This is a genomic window from Vibrio lamellibrachiae (assembly GCF_050337265.1).
Lineage (GTDB): Bacteria > Pseudomonadota > Gammaproteobacteria > Enterobacterales > Vibrionaceae > Vibrio > Vibrio kyushuensis.
The window spans coordinates 502,110-516,999 of the sequence record NZ_JAKJSU010000005.1 but is presented as its reverse complement, the minus strand read 5'-3'; the positions used below and the strand labels follow the sequence as shown (position 1 = coordinate 516,999).

Genomic DNA, 14,890 nt, shown 5'->3' with positions numbered 1-14,890 from the left:
AACAGCAAAATACTCGGAGTTTTTGACAAGTAATCAACTCAAGCTCAAAATACACTGCCAGCCATGGTAGGAAATCTAAAGATTCTCTTTGGATGTGAGATTGAGGAAAACCATGTTTACAGCTACTGAAGTGTTGAAAGCAGAGTTTATAGATCAGCCACTTGATACTTTGTGGTCACTGATCTCGCCACTCTATATGGTCGATGAATCCCAATGGCTTGAGCAATTATTACCTCTAGCAACGTCTTCTAATAACGAAAAACAGCAAATTGAAGAAAAGACGACGCTGTTAATTGAAGCCATTCGTGCGGATAAAAAATCGATTCAAATGATTGATGCGTTGCTACTTGAGTACAGCTTAGATACTCATGAAGGCATTTTATTGATGTGTTTAGCTGAAGCTTTAATGCGCATCCCTGATAGCGCTACCGCTGATGCATTAATTAAAGACAAATTAAGTATTGCTGATTGGAAGTCACACTTAAAGAATTCAGACTCTGTCTTTGTTAATGCTTCTACATGGGGCTTGATGCTCACTGGTAAGGTTGTGGGATTATCTGGGAAAGAATCCAGTAGCCCGACCCAAGCGGTGAATCGCTTAGTGAATAAATTGTCAGAGCCGGTCATTCGCCAAGCCATGAATCAAGCCATGAAGATTATGGGGCATCAGTTTGTTCTTGGTCGAAGCATCGAGCAAGCACAGAAGAACGGCAAGCCACTGGTTGATAAAGGTTATAGTTACTCTTTTGATATGCTAGGTGAAGCCGCTCTAACCACAGCAGATGCGAATAAGTATTTCAAAAGCTACCTTATGGCAATCGAGTCTGTAGGGCGTCAAATACAGAGTCAAGCAAGCGGTTTACCTTCTTCTGTTTCGATCAAACTTTCAGCTCTTCACCCTCGATACGAAGTGGCTAATTCAGAACGTGTACTGACTGAGCTTTACGACACGGTCATGCAACTACTAGATCGCGCTGTTGAGCTAGACGTCGCTATATCGATTGATGCAGAAGAAGCCGACCGTTTAGAGTTATCACTGCACCTATTTAAAAAGCTGTATCAAAGTGACAAAGTAAAAGGCTGGGGTAAACTGGGGATCGTTGTTCAAGCTTACCAAAAGCGTGCATTGGCGGTTCTTGCGTGGTTAACGAAGCTTGCAAAAGATCAAGGCGATCTCATTCCACTTCGTCTGGTTAAAGGCGCGTACTGGGACACGGAAATTAAGTTGTCACAACAAGGTGGCTTTGCCAATTACCCAGTTTATACCCGTAAGGAAGCGACAGACGTTGCTTATTTAGCCTGTGCTCGCTTTTTATTAAGTGACACAGTGAAAGGCAATATTTTCCCTCAGTTTGCTAGTCACAACGCTCATACCGTTACCGCTATTTCAGTGATGGCGACTCATGATCAATTTGAGTATCAGCGACTGCATGGTATGGGTGACTCGCTTTATCATCATGCGAAAGAAGCTTATAAACAGTCTGTTCGTATTTATGCTCCCGTTGGCAGCCATAAAGATTTGTTGCCATATCTCGTTCGTCGATTGCTAGAAAATGGTGCCAACAGTTCTTTTGTCCACCGTCTGGTTGATGCTCGCTGCCCTGTTGAGAGTCTAACTCAGCACCCGGTTGATATGCTCCTTGCGTACGACTCTTTAGGTAACCATAGCATCCCACTGCCTGGTGATGTTTTCCCTGAAAGAAAGAACTCTGCGGGCGTCAATATTGATATCGAAAGCGAAGCTACTCTGTTTGATGAACAAGTTGCCTCATTCCTTGATAAACAGTGGCACGCTAGCCCAATCATTAACGGTGAGGATAAGAGTTCTATAGACGTTGTGACGGTTACTGCACCGTATGATCGCCGTATCGATGTCGGTAGTGTTGGTTATGCTAGCCTTGATCATGTTTCCGAGGCGATTGAGTGTGCCTCTGCTGCATTTAAAGGGTGGAATGAAACCGATGTAAGTGAGCGTGCTCAAGCGCTAGATACGCTTGCTGAACTGCTTGAAAGCAACCTTCTTGAACTTGTTGCACTTTGTCATAAAGAAGCGGGAAAAACGATTCATGATGGTATTGACGAAGTACGTGAAGCGGTTGATTTCTGTCGCTTCTACGCAAAACAAGTTGAGAAATTAGGTCCAATCCAAATCGAAGGATTTGACGGTACTCAGCAGATTGCTTCTAGAGAAGGCTTAGGCGTGTTTGTTTGTATCAGCCCTTGGAACTTCCCACTCGCAATATTCTTAGGCCAGATTACCGCGGCTTTGGTTGCTGGTAATACAGTGGTTGCAAAACCTGCGGAACAAACCAGTTTAATAGCAGATTTTGCGGTTAAATTGATGCATCAAGCAGGCTTTGCAAAAGACGCGATTCAATTGCTGCCAGGTAAGGGTAGTGAGATTGGTACTGCTCTAACCACGCACTCGGCCATTGCGGGGGTCGCGTTTACTGGTTCAACCATAACAGCCCAACGCATTAATCAATCTCTAGCAAAAAGAGATCAATCGCCAGTTCCATTTATCGCTGAAACCGGCGGCCAAAACTGCATGATTGTTGACAGTACGGCTCTGCCTGAGCAGGTGGTTCGTGATGTTATTCGTTCAGCATTTGCCTCTGCGGGTCAACGATGTTCAGCACTTCGCGTTTTATACGTTCAAGAAGACATTGCTGACCGTATCATTTCACTGATTCAAGGTGCGATGAATGAGCTCAGTGTTGGCGCTCCATATCTACACAGTACCGATGTTGGACCTGTCATTGACACCTTGGCTAAAGAGAAATTACAAGCTCATATCGATCAAATGATGGTGACGTCGAAAAAAGTTGCTCAATTAACACTGGATGAAACGTGTGAGTTTGGTGACTTCGTTGCGCCATGTGCATTTGAAATAGAGAATATTTCAATTTTGGATCAAGAGCACTTCGGGCCAATTTTGCATATCGTCCGCTATAAAGCGCAGGAGTTAGCTCAAGTGGTTGAACAAATCAATCAGACAGGCTTTGGTCTAACAATGGGTATCCATAGTCGAAATGAAACGACATATCGATGGATAGAAAACCACGCAAGGGTCGGAAACTGCTATATCAATCGAGATCAAGTTGGAGCTGTGGTAGGTGTGCAGCCTTTTGGTGGTCAGGGCCTTTCAGGTACTGGACCAAAGGCGGGTGGGCCTCATTACCTTTACCGCTATACACAATTGAAACTCACGGAAACGTCGGTTTAGGAGAAAGAACATGATGCATCAAATTACTCGTTACTCTGACTCCTATCTCGCGTGGGAAAGTTGGAACCAAGTCGATTATAAACTCAGAAGTGAGTACCTGCTATCAGCACAGGCAGAGATTGAAAAGGCAAAACCATCTCTGAGTGCTGTAATCAAGTTTCACGAACAACAAGCTGCTAACTTTCTAAGCCAGTCGCATCAGTTGGTGGGGCCAACTGGAGAAACAAACGAGCTATACACTTCTGGTCGTGGAGTGGCGCTTATCATCCATGACAGTACGATTGCCAATTCTCGACTAGCCGTTGTTGCGCAACTATCAGCAGCATTATTGGCTGGCAATAGTGTGATTATGTGTAGTGATGATATGGAGTTGGTGTCGCTGCTAGAAAAGTCGTTTAAAGCGGCATTACTGCCAAGTAACGTATTGCAGTTTGAATCGCTAGAAGCCTACCAACCGTTACTTGAGACCAATATTCGAAGTGTTGGGTACATTGGTTCCATTGATACTGAAATTGGGATTAATCGCAAGCTGACAGCCCAAGAAGGCGCGATTGTATTACTGACAACAGAAACGGACATGTCAAAGCTAACAAGTGCGCAAGATCCTGCTTTATGTTTGCGCTTTATTACCGAACGAACTCGAACCATCAATATCACCGCAGTGGGCGGCAACGCGACATTGCTTGAGCTTGGAAACGAAGCTCACTAATAACGACAAGCAACAAGCTCTTTCAAAATAGCGCCCCGAACTATTGGGGCGTTCATGGAAGATTATTTTTATATAAGAGGAACAAAACATGGAAAATAGCTTTGCTATTACGACCACTTTTATTGCATATCTGATCATGATGATGGCAATAGGAATCATTGCATACCAACGTACGAAAAATTCTACCGATTACTTTTTAGGTGGCCGTTCATTGGGGCCGTGGCCCGCTGCACTTTCTGCAGGCGCGTCGGATATGAGTGGTTGGTTATTGCTTGGGTTACCGGGCTATGCTTATGCCGCGGGTATCGAAGCGGTTTGGCTAGCGGGAGGCCTACTTCTAGGTACATGGGCTAACTGGTACATTAACGCTAAACGCCTTAGAACTTACAGCATCACAACTGATGCTCTTACATTACCTGAATTTTTATCGAGACGTTTTAACGATAACTCGAAGCTGATCCAGACTATATCTGCGTTTTTCATTTTGTTGTTTTTCCTTTTTTATACAAGTTCAGGTTTAGTAGCTGGCGGTAAATTATTCGAAACAGTATTTGGCTTAGATTACACCTACGCGGTGATTATCGGTACGTTATGTGTTGTTTCGTATACATTATTTGGCGGTTTCTTAGCAGTATCCTGGACCGACTTGGTGCAAGGGTTGTTAATGGCAGCAGCATTGATGATCGTTCCTGTAGCAGCTATGCAGGGTGGGATTGGTCAATTAACAACGGATCTATCTAATATCAACCCGGAGCTACTAACACTGTGGAATGACACGAAAGGAGAGCCACTGTCAGCCATTGCCATTATTTCATTGGTTGCGTGGGGCTTAGGTTACTTTGGTCAGCCGCATATTTTGGCTCGTTTCAAAGCGACTCGTTCAAATAAAGACCTGACTACAGCTCGCCGTATCGCAGTGTTATGGACAGCATTGTCGATGGTCGGCGCGTTACTTGTAGGGTTGGTTGGTCTTGTTTATGTAACAAACTCGCCAATGGAAACCTTAGCCGACGGTGAAACAATATTTATGCTTCTAGTCGATGCCATTTTCCACCCGGTTATTGCTGGTATGCTTCTCGCTGCGATTCTAGCGGCAATTATGAGTACTGCAGATTCACAATTATTGGTGTCATCTTCTGCTTTAGCCGAAGATTTCTATAAACAAATTATTAATAAACAAGCAACGTCTGAAGAAATTGTCCGTATTGGTCGTTTTGCTGTTGTAGGGATATCTCTAGTTGCTCTTTTCTTAGCAATGAATCCAGATAGCTCTGTGCTTGATTTAGTTTCTTACGCATGGGCAGGATTCGGTGCAGCATTTGGCCCTGCGGTTGTACTTAGCCTTTACTGGTCGAAAATGAACCGTAACGGCGCATTGGCCGGCATTATCGTTGGTGGTGTGACCATTGTAGTGTGGAAGCAAATAAGCGGTGGATGGTTCGATGTGTATGAGATTGTCCCAGGGATTATTCTTTCAACAATCAGTATTGTGGTTGTTAGCTTAATGAGCGGAGAGCCTGAAGAAGAAGTGGTTCAATTACACGCTAAATTTGAAAAACAGTTGCAAGAATTAGACTAATAAATGAATGAACTGACGGGCTATTGTCAAACTTGAAGAAACAATGACCACAGCCTGACTGTTTAGACCGTTTTGCGTTTTAGTATCCACAATGTCCTGTTTATAGCAGGACATTGTTGTATTAAATATGAGACCCAGACGGTTTAGTCATTGTAATTAACGAAAGTACGGATTTTCTTTTTGAACTTCGCTCACGTTTTTCAAACTAATGTTTGGGTCAATTGAACTTACACATACACAATGTGTCAATTATCAATAACCCTATTATTGTTCTGGAGAAATGAAAATGTCGAAGGTCTACTGCAATTGTTGTCGCAAGCCAACTCACCACAAAGTTGTTATGAAGCGTTGTCAGTCAGAGAAACAAGAATCGACATTTCAAGGAATTCAAATGCTGTTTACCAGCTTATTCCAAGGCGATCATTACGTAAAAATGGAAAAGCAGGGTTTTTGCCGTGACTGCAATAGTCGTTCAGAATTAACGGCTACCAATTTTTCAGATATAAGAGTGATCTAAGCCACGCTCTAACGCTGATTGTGCATGTGTTTAGCGTTAACTAGGTCTGCTTAGTATATTATCAAAATCAAGTTTGATAGATATGCGTATGAAAATGGACTTAGATCGAATTGACCGCGAAATATTAAGAACGCTTCACCTTAAGGGGCGTTTGTCGGTAGTAGAACTGGCAAAGCAAGTAAACCTCACCACCTCACCGTGTTCAGACCGTGTTAAGCGCCTTGAAAAAGAGGGCTATATAAACGGTTATCATGCTGAACTAAACCCTGAGAAACTGGGGTTAGATGTGCAAGTATTTATCCATATCCGTCTCGACCAGACAAGCTTCTCTATCTTTGAAAAGTTTTCAGATGCCGTATCCGTTATGCCTGAAATAGAAGAATGTTATTCGCTATCAGGTGATTTTGACACCATGATAAAAGTGCGTGTAAAAGACATGAAAGCATATCAAGTCTTTATGTCGAGCAAACTGGGGACTTTACCCGGAGTGATTCAAACACGAAGTGAAGTGGTTATTGAAGAGCATAAGCATGGCCTTGGTGTTAACCCTGAGCTGCTTTCGACGTTATAAGCCTTTAACTAAATAAACTCGTTTCGATATGAAAGAAAAAAGGAAAATACCTGAATATTTTCCTTTTTAAGTTTAAGTTGTTTTTTTGATTGGCCGTTTTGTTAAAGGACCAATGAAGAAATGATACCGATAAGACCACCAAAAATACCACCCCAAACGACAAGCCAACCTAAATGGGTTTTGATCATGGTTTGAACCATAGATTTAACCAGTTGAGGCGTGAGCTCATTAAGTCTTTGGTCGATGATATTTTCAATGTTGGTGGTGATCTCGCTCATCATTTCTGGTGATTCAAATTGTTCTTTAATAGCTTGCTTAACCGTATCGCTTTGGCTGATTTCAACAACCGATTGCTGCATTTTTTCAACAAACGGTTCTTTGAGTGGGACTAATGCTTCTGTACCACCAAACATCGCTAACATTCCGCCAAATGAAGAGTTTGCGATAACCTCAACGAGTGAATCAAATGTTGGGTTGAAGTCTATCTTCTCAAGTATTGGTTCGAGGTTTAGAGATTTATCTCCGGCCATCTCTTTATTCAAAAAGCGATCGATGTTCTCTTCTGTAAAAAACTGTTCCATCATGAGCGTTTTTATCGCAGCTTTAAATTCTTCAAAGCGAGCTGGGATGATACCTGAGCCATAAAGCCCGGGTACCTTTTCAAATAGCATGTGCACAGCGAGCCAGTTAGTGACTGCTCCAGAGAAGGCAAACAGCCCAGCAAAAAAGATGATGTCGTTATCGAAGTAGTAACCACCGATAAGAATAATCAGCGCGATTAGGTTAGTAAGTAAGCTTTTGTTCATAGTTTTCGCGAAAAAGTAAATTATGGGCCGATATTAAGAGATCTTTTACCAATAAAAAAGGGTAGAAGTGCTTTTGTCCCTAAAGGATGAAAAATAGTTAGAATTTATAAAAACTTATGTCAATTAAATGCAAAACTCGACTAGTAACAAGTCACATAGTTGGCAATAAAGCTGTGAGGTTGATGTAATCATAAACAGGACTTTGTTTTGTTAAGCTGACTTGTTTGCTAGAATCCTGATAATTTTTTAAGCAATTGCACTGATGGAAGTATGGAAGAAAGAGTAGTAGTTTCAGTTTCGTCTATTCACGGAACTCGACATTTTCATTTAGGAAAGTGGATCCGCCACTTTCTAAAAGGGCTAGGCTATTTCTCGTTAATTGCGATTGTAGTGACAGCAGGTGTGATCTATCACCTGGTAGATGAGGTCGACTTTGCTAAGCTTAAGCAACGTGAGCTAGAAACAAAGTCAATGTCATTGACGGAAGAGGTCTCATCTCTTCAAGAATTAAAGCTAAGTCTGGAGAGTGACCTAGTGGTTCGTGAAGAACGTATGAACTTGGTCTCAGATAGGTTGGGAGACTTGGAAAAGGTTCTCGGTATGAGTGATACTGAGAACGAATTTGAACTGGAGTCACGCTTAGACACAGCAGCGATTACATCTTCGGTCAGAATGGTGATGTTGACTCAGATTCCAAGCGGTGCGCCTGTTCATAACGCTCGAATTTCGTCAGGATACGGGAAACGAATACACCCAGTGACGGGTGTGGTTAAAACACACCGTGGACAAGATTTCGCTGTGAATACTGGAACGCCAGTTTACGCACCAGCTGACGGTGTCGTTGAGGTCACAAGACCAAGTAATAAAGGTTCGGGTAATTTTCTTCGACTTCAACACAGTTATGGATTTACCAGTTCTTATTCACATTTAAATAAATTTTTGGTTAAAAGTGGCGATTTTGTTCAGAAAGGGGACTTAATTGCTCATTCAGGAAATAGTGGATTGTCTTCAGGTCCACATTTACATTATGAAGTTAGATTTGTTGGTCGTGCATTAGATCCTAGGCCCTTCGTGGATTGGGGTGTGGATGAATTTGAGACCATATTCAGTAAAGTAAGAGGTATCCGATGGGAATCTTTAGTAAACAAGGTCGAGTTAAGAGTCAGCAGTCAGCTACAACTGTCATCGCAAAAGGCTGTTCGATTGAAGGACAACTCAGGCTAGAAAGTGATCTACAAGTTGATGGTGCTGTGGATGGTGAAATCCGTGCAGAGCATACATTAACAATTAGCGAAACGGGCATTGTTAGCGGAGAAGTCTACGCAGAACGTGTTCTAGTGAATGGAAAGTTTGAAGGTACTTGTCACGCTGAGACAATTGAAATCCTTGCTCGCGGTAGTGTCGTTGGTACCATTTACAGCGATAACCTCAGCATTCAACCTGGCGGTAAATTTACCGGTGTGACTCACGCGACACCTGAACAACAAGTTGTTGAGCTTAGCGATGCAAAAAAGTTGGCTGACAATAATGTTGTGGAAAACAAAGTTGTTGAGAATAAGCTAGCTGAAAAGAAAATCGCCGATAAAAAAATGGCTGAAAAAAAAATAGCTGAAAACACTCGTCAGTGCAGTAACGCTAAGTAATCGATCTTTTTACTACTCAATACTATCCAAACCTCGCATTTATGCGGGGTTTTTTGTTGAAATACCCCCTAGAAATTGTCTATGTGGTATTTTAAACGCAAGACTATAGATAAGGTTCTTTTTCATATATCTACGTATAATTGAATTAGAGAAAGTAAAAAGTGTCGGTATTTCTCAATATTTTCATCTAATGACCGATAACTAAGCATCATAATATAAGAATTCGACGTATGAGTATTATAGGGATTGCGATTGGCGCAACCGGTTTATCATTGATTCTAGCCTTTCTGTGGATGCTTTCACTATCACTTCGCAGGAAGAGACTAGACGAAGAAAGAAAGCAACGAGAAGTGGCTTATCGTAAAGCGCTAGAAAAGTCTCGCCAGCTAGAAAGACAAGAACGTTTAGGTAAAGCTGAAAATGGTCATATTCCCACTATTCTTTTTCTAGCGAAAGAAGCGGAAAGAACCAACGTAAAAGAAGCATTGTATTGGTACGATAAAGCCGCTGAACTTGATAACGTAACGGGCATGTACGGTGTTGTTCGAATAAGTCAAAAAATGCGTGAAGACCTTATTCTCAAAGAAAAATCGAAGTTTTGGCAAACTTGTATCACAGCACTAGAAGGCAGTACCAAAGCCAAATTTGATATGGGGATGGCCTTGTTGAAAGGTAAGGGGACAGCGATTAATGTAGATAAAGCTTTGGAGATGATTCGAAACTCGGCGGAAGACAAACACCTGCCTGCAATACTATTTATGGGGGATTGGTGTACTTCACCAACTAACCCAATGCCTAGCCCGAAAGATTCAAATTTCTGGTACACAAAAGCTTCAAAGTTAAATAGTTCAGAAGGGCGGATGAAACTTGGTCTTAACTATTTGAATGGCATTGGGGTCGGTGTAGATCATAGTAAAGGGTGTTATTGGCTAGAGCGCGCTGCTGAAAAGGGTCATGCCCAATCTATGTATCACGCAGGAGAGGCTTGGATTGATAGAGGAAAAACAGGCAACGCTATAGCCTATATTTGGTTGTTTTTGTCAGCGCACTTTGGATATGAACCTGCGAAAGTTTTGAGGGATAAAGTTGGAGGCAACATTGGTGTAGATTCAGTTGTTGGCCTTCAATCACTTGCTAAGCCATTGATCCAAAAGATCACCGCAAAGAAAGTGGGTAAACATTCAATCATTAAAGCTCTGAATAAACTGTATAAGCGCGGTGTCTACCTTCCTGAGAAGGCTGTTCGAGTTGGTGCAGAGACAGAAACTAACGATGTGAGTATGGCTGTTCCAGTCGAAAGTCATTCAGAAAAACTGGATGGAACAGAAAACAGCGCGAGCAGTGAGGTAAGTCATGATTTTGATTATTCTACGAATCAAATGGATAAACCAATAAACTAACGCTCACTGCGTATCGAGGGTAGATGAATTTAGATGCAATCGCGAGATTAAACTCGCGGTTGGTATTCGTATTTAAAACGGTTAATAGAACCACCCTGTCCTAAATGATACCCCGACTACTACAAATAAAATCGAAATTATGGTGACAGGAATGATATGCCATGCCATTAACGGCAGGATTTCTTTTCCTAATTTAGGGTCACTTAGTTTCGGAACAACACGAAATCGAGCGCTTAGAGCAAAACAGAAAGTAACGAGAAGCAGAGTTAGCTTTAGCCAGATGACATGAATCAATGGATTGGAAAAGTCGAGCCAAAGCATAAAGTCTGGCGCTTTTTGATAGGCAAGAGAAACCCCTGTCACTATTTGTATTATGAGTGCAGGCATGCCGATTTTTTCGAATACAGACTCGAACTTAAGCAGTTCTTCGGGGCTTTTTTCTTTGAGGATCCTTGGCAGAACGACGAATGCCAATACAATGTGCCCTCCAGTCCAAATGGTGGCACCTAAAATATGTAACAGTAATAAAAATCCAAACACCTGAGTTATCCTTCACTTTTTTCTAAAATTCGTTGCAGTCTTGGCCTGCTAATTTTGAGAATATCGCAAGCTTTCCCTTTATGACCAGAAACACTATTGAGCACACGTAATACGTGGTGGTATTCGTTATTTTGCAGGCTAAGGTTTGGTTCTTCAAATAGTTTATTCTGGTTTAGTTCAACTGTAGGTTTAAGTTCAGCAAATAGGTCAGCGCTAAGTCTATTACCCGGACACAGAGCTATCGCTTTGGTTAAGGTGTTTTCTAACTCTCGAACATTACCCGGCCAATGGTATTGGCATAGCAGCTCCATGGCATCAAGCGCAACTTTAGCCACTTTTGTACCCAGCTCTTTATTGGCGCGAGCGAGTAAGGCTGGAATGAGATCTTCTAGGTCTTCACGTCGATCTCTAAGTGGTGGAATGTGAATACGCACAACTTGTAGGCGGTAGAAGAGATCTTCTCGAAATTCTTTGTCTTTGATCGCTTGCTCAAAGTCAACATTGGTTGCCGAGATGATTCGAGCAGACGTTTTTACGGTTTGTTTAGCCCCAATTGGTGTGAACTCTTTCTCTTGTAACACTCGCAGTAATTTGGCCTGTATTTGCGGAGTCAATTCACCCACTTCATCGAGAAACAGTGTGCCCTTGTTGGCAAGTTCAAATTTACCGGGCTGGTCAGAAACTGCACCTGTAAACGCCCCTTTCTTATGGCCAAACATTTCTGACTCTAATAGGTTTTCAACTAGGGCTGCACAGTTGAGAGCAACAAAAGGTGAGGTGGTTAATCTTCCTGCATTGTGAATGGCTCTGGCGACCATCTCTTTGCCTGTACCTGATTCACCGGTGATCATAATTGAAGCGTTAGTTAAGGCGACACGGCCTATGGTCTTGTAGACCTCTTTCATTGCATGAGAAGACCCCACCATAGAGTGGCCAAAGGCTTCAGGTATAATGACGGCATCAAGGTCATTGGAGGCTTGATATTCAAGCGCTTTAATCACGGCCTGATCAAGCTCATCAATATCAATCGGCTTGTGGATATATTCATCCGCCCCTTTTTGCATTGCTTGAATGGTGCTGTCCATATCATGAAAGGCGGTGATCATGATCACTCGAGCTTCTGAGCATGCAGCCTTAAACTCGGGCAGTCCGTCAATCCCTGACTTTCCCTCCATGCGAATATCTAAAATAATCACATTTGGTTGCAGTGATAGCGCAAGTTTAACGCCGTCATCAACACAGTGTGCGATCTCAACGGTGTGTGATTGGCTTTGGTAATGGAGCTGTAAAGTTCTGCTAATACCAGAATCATCATCGACGATTAATATTTTACTCATGTCATTATTCTCGCAGTCCTTTGTTCATTAATTCATGCTTCTTGTACGTCTAAGCATTCTTGCTCATTTGTTGTTGGTGCAATTGTGGTTCGTGGTGGAGATGTTGGAATTCTAATTCTGGTTTGCGTGCCGGAAGGCATTATTGGACTTAAATGTATTTGCCCTTGGTGTGTGTCAATAATTCGTTTTACTATTGCGAGGCCAAGCCCAGTCCCTTTAGCTTTCGTAGTAAAAAAAGGTTCAAACACTTTTTCAGTTAAGCATGGATCAATGGATTGTCCGTTATTTTCGATGTCGATAAGAAGCTGAGTCGATGAATCTGTGATCATAATGTTAGTACAGACTTTCACCTGAGCTTTGTGCTTTGTGGTTGATTGCGAGGCTTGTATGGCATTGACCAAAACGTTTTGCATTGCTTGACGCAGTTTTATTGGGTCAGCATACACCGTGGGAAGGTTTGGTTGAAATAACAAAAGCAGTTCAACATTTGATTCTTGAGCCATCTTTTGCTGGCTTGCAATTAAGGTTTCCAAAAGCTTATTAATATCGATCCATTCTGGTTTGAATTGATCGGGGCGAGAATAAGTCAATAGCTCTTCAAGTATCGCTTCCATATAGCGTACTTGCTCCAATGAAATATCAAACATCTCATTTTTCTCGTTACGAGCATGGATCTGCAACACCATTTTAATGGAGCTGAGTGGATTTCTAAGGTCGTGGGCAATCATGTTCACTACCTTACCTACTACAGCGAGTTTTTCGTGTTGAATGCGCTCTTTAGTTTGTCTTTCTACCTCTTTCGCAAGTCGCTTCTCTTCAGTAATATCTTGTTTAACCGCAACGTAATAGAGTGGTCGACCTTCGACATCTTTTACTGGTGAAATGCGTGCTCGCTCCCAATAGAGTTCGCCATTTTGCTTTCGATTTTGAAACTCTCCACGCCATTCATTGCCGGTTTTGAGTGTTCGCCACAGTAATTCGTAACCTGAGTCAGGCATTTCCCCTGATTGTAAAAATTTCGGACTTCGACCTATCACTTCATCTCTTGAGTAACCAGTAAGTTCACAAAATACCGGGTTTACGTAGAGGATACTGCCATCAAGATCGGTCACCATCACAGAGTTTTGGCTTCTCTCCACAACATGGCTAAGCTGCTGTAATTGATCTTGGGCCATTTTTTGCTCAGTAACATCTTCCCCTAAAAGAGTGAGGCTTATAGATGCGTCATTGGATTCGGTAAAAGTCGATGTCCATGAGACCAGGTGTATCTCTCCTGATTTACTTAATACTACGCTTTCACTGTGCGGCTGATGAGCTTGATGGCGAATGGCTTCTGTTAGTGCTTCTTGAGCCTGAGCCTGAAGGCGTTTAGGGATAAATCGTTCAATCCAATTAAATCCAACTACCTCGTTTTTGCTGTACCCCACCATATTCAAAAAGAAATCATTACAGAAGGTTATGACTCCTTTATGGTTGATACTCACCGCTGCTAGTTGAATGTTTTCTAACGTGTGACGGAATTGCTGTTCATAGCGCTGTTGTTGTCTTAGGTATCGAGTATGCACTCGGTAACGGCTAAATGAGATCGTGGATATGGTGGCGATGAGCAAAGCCAAAGCGTATAGCAAGGAGTACTGATTGCTGAAGGCGAGGCGAGAAAGATTAAAGCGGGCTGTTGGAAAAACCGAAACGACGGTCCAGTTACCATTGTTAGGAGCACTTATCTGGGCGTAGGTGTAGTAATCGGTTTCAAATAGGTTCTGCCCTTCACCTCTTTGCTTTAAAAGCTCTAAGGCTTCTGTAGAGATATCTCGATTGGCATTAATGGCAAAGTTGGCTTGCCCATTGTCGCTAGGGTGAATAACAGCAACGCCCTGTGGATTATAGAGATAGACATGATTGGTAAAGCTCGGCGCGACAGTAAAAAGCTTATTGATTAACTGGCTCCCTTTATAGTTGAGGATAATAACGCCGAGTCTCTTTCCGTTATTGTCAAATACAGGAGTACCAACACGTATGGTTGGCTTTAACGGTTTTTGGATCTCTCCGCCTTCAATATTGAGGTCCATTGGAGAGATATAAACTTGACCAGAACCGAGCTTGCTTGAATGTTGCCAGTAATATCGGTGTGCTTTGTTTTGCAACAGTGCCTGAGGCACCAAATGGATCATGCCATCGACATTGTTAATGCGAAGCTTTTCATCACCGAAGCTATCAATGTAGCGAATTTGGTCGTAGTTATGGTTATTAGAGCTTAACTGGCTAAAAAACTCGGCTAATGCTTGAGTTTGATTGGAGTTGGTAGAGATCAGTTCACTGGTAATATACGACAGGTTTTTCGCATCGGCGCTCATTCTAACGAGAGTTTCACCAAGGACTTCTTTAATCAAGTCGACAATCACACGCTCATTATGTAGAGCGTATTGTTTGTCGTTCTCTACGCTAAGTAAGTAGTGAAAGCTCATAATTACAGCAAGAGCAATATACGCAGGGATCGCCCATATTAACCATTCGGTAATAAAAGCGCGTTTTGTTGGTACGTTGATATCGTTATCCATAACG

At 42.3% G+C, this 14,890-nt stretch carries 12 protein-coding genes; 8 read left to right on the top strand and 4 right to left on the bottom strand.

What is annotated here, in order from left to right:
• Window positions 1–112: 112 nt before the first annotated feature.
• The 5 genes from putA to L4C54_RS07885 all read left to right on the top strand — a co-directional run bounded on the left by putA (window position 113) and on the right by L4C54_RS07885 (window position 6,602).
• Entirely contained in the window at window positions 113–3,226 is a 3,114-nt protein-coding gene (gene putA / locus L4C54_RS07905; protein ID WP_428807736.1) for a bifunctional proline dehydrogenase/L-glutamate gamma-semialdehyde dehydrogenase PutA, read from the top strand.
• Between the two features lie 10 nt (window positions 3,227–3,236).
• Window positions 3,237–3,935 carry a 1-pyrroline-5-carboxylate dehydrogenase gene (locus L4C54_RS07900; protein ID WP_428807735.1) on the top strand — a complete coding sequence of 233 codons (699 nt, stop codon included), beginning with the start codon at window positions 3,237–3,239 and terminating at the stop codon, window positions 3,933–3,935.
• 88 nt (window positions 3,936–4,023) lie between these two features.
• Window positions 4,024–5,514 carry a sodium/proline symporter PutP gene (putP, locus tag L4C54_RS07895; RefSeq protein ID WP_428807734.1) on the top strand — a complete coding sequence of 497 codons (1,491 nt, stop codon included), beginning with the start codon at window positions 4,024–4,026 and terminating at the stop codon, window positions 5,512–5,514.
• Window positions 5,515–5,800: 286 nt separating this feature from the next.
• Window positions 5,801–6,031, top strand: coding sequence for a hypothetical protein (locus L4C54_RS07890; RefSeq protein ID WP_428799753.1), 231 nt, complete (start codon window positions 5,801–5,803; stop codon window positions 6,029–6,031).
• Window positions 6,032–6,125: 94 nt separating this feature from the next.
• Window positions 6,126–6,602, top strand: a complete 477-nt coding sequence (locus L4C54_RS07885) for an Lrp/AsnC family transcriptional regulator (protein WP_428800730.1) — start codon at window positions 6,126–6,128, stop codon at window positions 6,600–6,602.
• A 101-nt stretch (window positions 6,603–6,703) separates the two neighbouring features.
• On the opposite strand, the gene L4C54_RS07880 is transcribed toward L4C54_RS07885, so the two are convergent.
• A complete protein-coding gene (locus tag L4C54_RS07880; RefSeq protein WP_428807733.1) occupies window positions 6,704–7,408 on the bottom strand; it encodes a DUF445 domain-containing protein in 705 nt (234 codons plus the stop codon).
• A 270-nt stretch (window positions 7,409–7,678) separates the two neighbouring features.
• On the opposite strand from L4C54_RS07880, the gene L4C54_RS07875 reads away from it, so the two are divergent.
• From L4C54_RS07875 to L4C54_RS07865, 3 genes are all read left to right on the top strand, one after another.
• Window positions 7,679–8,632, top strand: a complete 954-nt coding sequence (locus tag L4C54_RS07875) for a M23 family metallopeptidase (protein ID WP_428799755.1) — start codon at window positions 7,679–7,681, stop codon at window positions 8,630–8,632.
• Window positions 8,536–9,051: a bactofilin family protein gene (locus L4C54_RS07870; protein WP_428799756.1), complete on the top strand. Its 516-nt coding sequence runs from the start codon at window positions 8,536–8,538 to the stop codon at window positions 9,049–9,051. The genes L4C54_RS07875 and L4C54_RS07870 overlap by 97 nt, the downstream gene beginning before the upstream one ends.
• Window positions 9,052–9,281: 230 nt before the next feature.
• Window positions 9,282–10,451 (top strand): tetratricopeptide repeat protein, encoded by a 1,170-nt coding sequence (locus L4C54_RS07865; protein WP_428807732.1) that lies wholly within the window; start codon window positions 9,282–9,284, stop codon window positions 10,449–10,451.
• An 81-nt stretch (window positions 10,452–10,532) separates the two neighbouring features.
• Here the strand turns inward: L4C54_RS07865 and L4C54_RS07860 are convergent, their stop codons facing one another.
• Genes L4C54_RS07860 through L4C54_RS07850 form a run of 3 tightly spaced genes read right to left on the bottom strand, consistent with a single transcriptional unit; the run spans window position 10,533 to window position 14,886 of the window.
• The gene (locus L4C54_RS07860) at window positions 10,533–10,991 is read right to left on the bottom strand and encodes a CopD family protein (RefSeq protein ID WP_428807731.1); all 459 of its coding nucleotides are present in this window, start codon (window positions 10,989–10,991) and stop codon (window positions 10,533–10,535) included.
• A 5-nt stretch (window positions 10,992–10,996) separates the two neighbouring features.
• Window positions 10,997–12,328, bottom strand: coding sequence for a sigma-54-dependent transcriptional regulator (locus L4C54_RS07855; protein ID WP_428807730.1), 1,332 nt, complete (start codon window positions 12,326–12,328; stop codon window positions 10,997–10,999).
• Between the two features lie 32 nt (window positions 12,329–12,360).
• Window positions 12,361–14,886 carry a PAS domain S-box protein gene (locus tag L4C54_RS07850; protein WP_428807729.1) on the bottom strand — a complete coding sequence of 842 codons (2,526 nt, stop codon included), beginning with the start codon at window positions 14,884–14,886 and terminating at the stop codon, window positions 12,361–12,363.
• Window positions 14,887–14,890: the final 4 nt, after the last annotated feature.

Excerpts from the sequence above, each read along its gene's own strand:
- putA (WP_428807736.1), top strand. The coding sequence starts at position 113 with ATGTTTACAGCTACTGAAGTGTTGAAAGCAGAGTTTATAGATCAGCCA.
- L4C54_RS07900 (WP_428807735.1), top strand. The coding sequence starts at position 3,237 with ATGATGCATCAAATTACTCGTTACTCTGACTCCTATCTCGCGTGGGAA.
- putP (WP_428807734.1), top strand. The coding sequence starts at position 4,024 with ATGGAAAATAGCTTTGCTATTACGACCACTTTTATTGCATATCTGATC.
- L4C54_RS07890 (WP_428799753.1), top strand. The coding sequence starts at position 5,801 with ATGTCGAAGGTCTACTGCAATTGTTGTCGCAAGCCAACTCACCACAAA.
- L4C54_RS07885 (WP_428800730.1), top strand. The coding sequence starts at position 6,126 with ATGGACTTAGATCGAATTGACCGCGAAATATTAAGAACGCTTCACCTT.
- L4C54_RS07880 (WP_428807733.1), bottom strand. The coding sequence starts at position 7,408 with ATGAACAAAAGCTTACTTACTAACCTAATCGCGCTGATTATTCTTATC.
- L4C54_RS07875 (WP_428799755.1), top strand. The coding sequence starts at position 7,679 with ATGGAAGAAAGAGTAGTAGTTTCAGTTTCGTCTATTCACGGAACTCGA.
- L4C54_RS07870 (WP_428799756.1), top strand. The coding sequence starts at position 8,536 with ATGGGAATCTTTAGTAAACAAGGTCGAGTTAAGAGTCAGCAGTCAGCT.
- L4C54_RS07865 (WP_428807732.1), top strand. The coding sequence starts at position 9,282 with ATGAGTATTATAGGGATTGCGATTGGCGCAACCGGTTTATCATTGATT.
- L4C54_RS07855 (WP_428807730.1), bottom strand. The coding sequence starts at position 12,328 with ATGAGTAAAATATTAATCGTCGATGATGATTCTGGTATTAGCAGAACT.
- L4C54_RS07850 (WP_428807729.1), bottom strand. The coding sequence starts at position 14,886 with ATGGATAACGATATCAACGTACCAACAAAACGCGCTTTTATTACCGAA.